This window comes from Olsenella sp. DNF00959 (genome assembly GCF_001553055.1).
Taxonomy (GTDB): Bacteria; Actinomycetota; Coriobacteriia; order Coriobacteriales; family Atopobiaceae; genus Olsenella_I; species Olsenella_I phocaeensis.
The window spans coordinates 1-5,251 of the sequence record NZ_KQ960122.1 but is presented as its reverse complement, the minus strand read 5'-3'; the positions used below and the strand labels follow the sequence as shown (position 1 = coordinate 5,251).

At 62.1% G+C, this 5,251-nt stretch carries 1 protein-coding gene and 3 rRNA genes; 1 reads left to right on the top strand and 3 read right to left on the bottom strand.

Annotated features, from left to right (window positions below):
- Nucleotides 1–21 precede the first annotated feature (21 nt).
- The 3 genes from rrf to HMPREF1868_RS00005 all read right to left on the bottom strand — a co-directional run bounded on the left by rrf (nucleotide 22) and on the right by HMPREF1868_RS00005 (nucleotide 4,943).
- Nucleotides 22–137, bottom strand: a 5S ribosomal RNA gene (rrf, locus tag HMPREF1868_RS00015).
- 110 nt (nucleotides 138–247) lie between these two features.
- A 23S ribosomal RNA gene (locus HMPREF1868_RS00010) occupies nucleotides 248–3,181 on the bottom strand.
- Between the two features lie 247 nt (nucleotides 3,182–3,428).
- A 16S ribosomal RNA gene (locus HMPREF1868_RS00005) occupies nucleotides 3,429–4,943 on the bottom strand.
- The 16S, 23S and 5S rRNA genes sit together here, the layout of an rRNA operon.
- A gap of 32 nt (nucleotides 4,944–4,975) precedes the next feature.
- Between HMPREF1868_RS00005 and HMPREF1868_RS09930 the strand changes: the two genes are divergently transcribed.
- Nucleotides 4,976–5,251, top strand: a 276-nt coding sequence (locus HMPREF1868_RS09930; protein ID WP_231782214.1) for a hypothetical protein, incomplete at its 3' end; no start/stop codon positions are given.

The following is a 5,251-nucleotide window of genomic DNA, read 5'->3' as shown; positions in this document are numbered from 1 at the left end:
TCCTGTCGAATGCCCGTCGCTGGTCGGCGGCGTCCTGCTCTCCCACGGGCTTGCCCCGCAGTACCATCGGCGCTCGGGGGCTTAACTTCCGGGTTCGGAATGGGACCGGGTGTGCCTCCCCTGCCATGGCCGCCGACCAGCGTCGGGCGTTCGATCCCCGGGACGGCCGAGCCGTGCCCTGGGGGCCGCACAGCGCGCCAAGACGCCTCCCTCACCATGAAGTCCGCACCGATCCGGCCCATGTGGGGAAAAGAAGAGCTCGGCCGATTAGTACCGCTCGCCTGAGCGCCTCGCGGCGCTTGCAGCTGCGGCCTATCAACCTCGTGGTCTACGAGGGGCCTTACCGAAAGGAGAACTCATCTCGGGACTGGCTTCCCGCTTAGATGCTTTCAGCGGTTATCCAGACCGGACTCAGCTACCGGGCAGTGCCATTGGTTGACAACCCGTTCACCGGAGGTCCGTCCACCCCGGTCCTCTCGTACTAGGGGCAGCCTCCCTCAGTTCTCCTACGCCCACGGAGGATAGGGACCGAACTGTCTCACGACGTTCTGAACCCAGCTCGCGTACCGCTTTAAATGGCGAACGGCCATACCCTTGGGACCTGCTCCAGCCCCAGGATGCGATGAGCCGACATCGAGGTGCCAAACCTTCCCGTCGATGTGGACTCTTGGGGAAGATCAGCCTGTTATCCCCGGAGTACCTTTTATCCGTTGAGCGACGGCCATTCCACTCTGAGCCGCCGGATCACTAGAACCTGGTTTCCCACCTGCTCGGCTTGTGGGCCTCGCAGTCAAGCCTGCTTATGCTCTTGCACTCAAGGGGGTGGTTGCCGACCACCCTGAGCAGACCTTACGTGCGCCTCCGTTACGTTTTAGGAGGCGACCGCCCCAGTCAAACTACCCACCTGACACGGTCCCCCTCCCGGATCACGGCGAGGGGTTAGGATGCCAGAACGTCGAGGGTGGTATTCCAAGGGCGACTCCCCCGGGACTGGCGTCCCGGGTTCAAAGTCTCCCACCTATCCTCTACACGACGAACCGGCAGCCAATGTCAAGCTGCAGTAAAGGTTCACGGGGTCTTTCCGTCCTTCCGCGGGTAAGTCGCATCTTCACGACTAGTGCAATTTCACCGGGTCCATGGTTGAGACAGCGCCCAAATCGTTACGCCTTTCGTGCAGGTCGGAACTTACCCGACAAGGAATTTCGCTACCTTAGGACCGTTATAGTTACGGCCGCCGTTTACCGGGGCTTGGATTCGCCGCTTCGCTCGCGCTGACGGCTCCTCGTGACCTTCCGGCACCGGGCAGGCGTCAGACCCTATACGTCGTCTTACGACTTCAGCAGAGTCCTGTGTTTTTGATAAACAGTCGTTTGGGCCTCTTCACTGTGGCCGCCTCCGGCTCGGGGAGCAAGTCCCTCCACCGGCGGCGGCACCCCTTCTCCCGAAGTTACGGGGCGGTTTTGCCGAGTTCCTTAACCATGGTTCTCCCGATCGCCTTGGTATGTTCTACCCACCCACCTGTGTCGGTTTGCGGTACGGGCTCCTGGCGGCTCCCTAGGGGTTTTTCTCGGAAGCATGGGCTCACTCACTTCGCCTCGAGGCTTCGTCCCGCACCTCGGCCCTCGCGGGGGGCGCGTTTCACAACCCCCCGGCCTACGTGCGATCACGGGGACGTCCAGAACCCCGCTGAGCTACCCTTCTTCGTCACCCCGTCGGTGATAGCGCCGCGTCGGAGGTGCAGGAATGTCGACCTGCTGTGCATCGGCTACGCCTTCCGGCCTCGCCTTAGCTCCCGACTGACCCTGGGAGGATTAGCCTTGCCCAGGAAACCTTGGGTTTACGGCGGGGGCGTTTTCCACGCCCCTCTCGTTACTCATGCCAGCATTCTCACTTCCGGCCGGTCCACCGCGGGTCGTCCCGCGGCTTCGCCCCAGACGGAAAGCTCCCCTACCACCGATTGAATCGGTCCGCCGCTTCGGTACCATGCTTAGCCCCGTATATTGTCGGCGCATGTCCACTCGACCAGTGAGCTATTACGCACTCTTTAAATGAATGGCTGCTTCTAAGCCAACATCCTGGTTGTCTGAGCAAACGCACATCCTTTGCCACTCAGCATGGATTTCGGGACCTTAGCGGGCGGTCTGGGCTGTTTCCCTTTCGAACACACAGCTTAGCCCACATGTTCTGACTCCCGGACTCTGGACCTGCGGCATTCGGAGTTTGGTTGGTCTTGGTAGGCGGTGAGGCCCCCGCAACCATCCAGTGCTCTACCTCCGCAGGTAAACGTCCGAGGCTAGCCCTAAAGCTATTTCGGGGAGAACGAGATATCTCCAGGTTTGATAGGCCTTTCACTCCTATCCACGGGTCATCCCCCCAGTTTTCAACCTAGGTGGGTTCGGCCCTCCACGGGGTCTTACCCCCGCTTCAGCCTGCCCATGGATAGCTCACCTGGCTTCGCGTCTACGGCGCGCGACTGAACGCCCTGTTCAGACTCGCTCTCGCTGCGGCTCGCTTCCTAGCTTAACCTCGCCGCACGCCGTAACTCGCTGGCTCATTCTACAAAAGGCACGCCGTCACACCCCGAGGGGTGCTCCGACTGCTTGTAGGCACACGGTTTCAGGTACTATTTCACTCCCCTCCCGGGGTGCTTTTCACCTTTCCCTCACGGTACTCGTCCACTATCGGTCACAGGAGAGTATTTAGGCTTGGAGGGTGGTCCCCCCTGCTTCCCACCGGGTTTCACGTGTCCGGCAGTACTCAGGATCCACTCGGCAGCCGCGGCGGGTTCGCGTACGGGGCTCTAACCCTGTTCCGCCGGCCTTCCCAGGCCGTTCCGCTCCCGCGGCGGTTTCTTACTGCGCTGTGAGTGGCCCTACAACCCCGGCGGCGCTTGCGCGGCCGCCGGTTTGGCCTATGTCCCCGTTCGCTCGCCACTACTGGGGGAATCTCGTTTGATTTCTCTTCCTCCGGGTACTTAGATGTTTCAGTTCCCCGGGTTGCCTCCGCCGCGCCTATGTGTTCAGCGCGGGGCGCTGGGGTATGGCCCCCAGCGGGTTCGCCCATTCGGAGATCCACGGGTCGAGCGGGTATGTGCCCCTAACCGTGGCTTATCGCAGCTTGTCGCGTCCTTCGTCGGCTTCCTGTGCCAAGGCATCCACCGTGTGCCCTTACCATCTTCTCTTCGAGATGGTCCGGTGCAAACATACACTCGCCGGCGCAGGCGCCGGCGCGATCAGATGCGTCCTTCTTGATGAAGAAGAATCTAAATTAGTCTTGGTCACGCTATGCGGCTCTCAAGGTACGGCGAGGGCGAGCCCTCGAGACCGGACACTGCGCGCCCCGGGGGGCGCGGCGAAAGGCATGAGCGGGACTGGCGGGTCCGTCCGTCTGTGTGAGGTATGTCTCTCTGTGGAGGTCGTTCTCCCTAGAAAGGAGGTGATCCAGCCGCACCTTCCGGTACGGCTACCTTGTTACGACTTCACCCCCCTTACCCTCCACACCTTCGGCGCCTCCCCCCCTCGCGGGTTGGGCCGACGACTTCGGGTGCAGACGACTCGGGTGGTGTGACGGGCGGTGTGTACAAGGCCCGGGAACGCATTCACCGCGGCGTGCTGATCCGCGATTACTAGCAACTCCGACTTCGTGGAGGCGGGTTGCAGCCTCCAGTCCGAACTGGGGCCGGCTTTGGGGATTCGCTCCCGCTCGCGCGGTGGCAGCCCATTGTGCCGGCCATTGTAGCACGTGTGCAGCCCAGGACATAAGGGGCATGATGACTTGACGTCGTCCCCACCTTCCTCCGGCTTGACGCCGGCGGTCTCGCATGGGTGCCCGGCCGGACCGCTGGCAACATGCGACGAGGGTTGCGCTCGTTGCGGGACTTAACCCAACATCTCACGACACGAGCTGACGACAGCCATGCACCACCTGTCTAGGCTCCTCTCGGCCACGGCGTCTCCGCCGCTTCACCTAGATGTCAAGCCCTGGTAAGGTTCTTCGCGTTGCTTCGAATTAAGCCACATGCTCCGCTGCTTGTGCGGGCCCCCGTCAATTCCTTTGAGTTTTAGCCTTGCGGCCGTACTCCCCAGGCGGGACACTTAATGCGTTGGCTGCGGCACGGAGGGATCGTCCCCCCACACCTAGTGTCCATCGTTTACGGCTAGGACTACCAGGGTATCTAATCCTGTTCGCTCCCCTAGCTTTCGCGCCTCAGCGTCAGTCGTGGCCCAGAAGGCCGCCTTCGCCACCGGTGTTCTTCCCAATATCTGCGCATTCCACCGCTACACTGGGAATTCCGCCTTCCCCTACCAGACTCAAGCCCGCCGGTATCGGGAGCGGACGGGGGTTGAGCCCCCGGATTTAACTCCCGACCTAACAGGCCGCCTACGCGCGCTTTACGCCCAATGAATCCGGATAACGCTCGCCCCCTACGTATTACCGCGGCTGCTGGCACGTAGTTAGCCGGGGCTTCTTCTGCAGGTACCGTCACCTTGCGGCCTCGTCCCTGCTGAAAGCGGTTTACGACCCGAAGGCCTTCGTCCCGCACGCGGCGTCGCTGCATCAGGCTTTCGCCCATTGTGCAAGATTCCCCACTGCTGCCTCCCGTAGGAGTCTGGGCCGTGTCTCAGTCCCAATCTGGCCGGTCGGTCTCTCAACCCGGCTACCCATCATCGCCTTGGTGGGCCGTTGCCCCACCAACTAGCTAACAGGCCGCGGGCCCATCCCTCGCCGTCTGGGCTTTCCCGCGCGCCCCATGCGGGGTGCGCGGAGTATCCGGTATTAACCACGGTTTCCCGAGGCTGTCCCGGTGCGAGGGGCAGGTTGCCCACGTGTTACTCAGCCGTTCGCCACTTTATACACGCCCGAAGGCGTCTTAACCGTTCGACTTGCATGTGTTAGGCGCGCCGCCAGCGTTCATCCTGAGCCAGGATCGAACTCTCGGTTCGAGTCACCCCCGGGTCTCCCCGGGGAAGATTCAATGGAAGAGGTCCGGACCCGGCCGAATCCCGCTGATCTGGATTCGCTTGGTATCGAATTGACGTTCGAGAACTTCATTTCGAACTTCGCTCATTCGCTGTCTTTCGTCGATCTTTCGATCGCAGTATCCGGTTTTCAAGGTTCGCCGCCGTGGGCCTCGGCTCGCGGCGCGGGAATTAACTATACGCATCCGGGAGGGCCTCGGGGGCGCGGCGGCGACCCTCCACCAATCCCACACATTCCCCTCCCCGCGCGGGCCGGGGCCCCGGAAACGCGA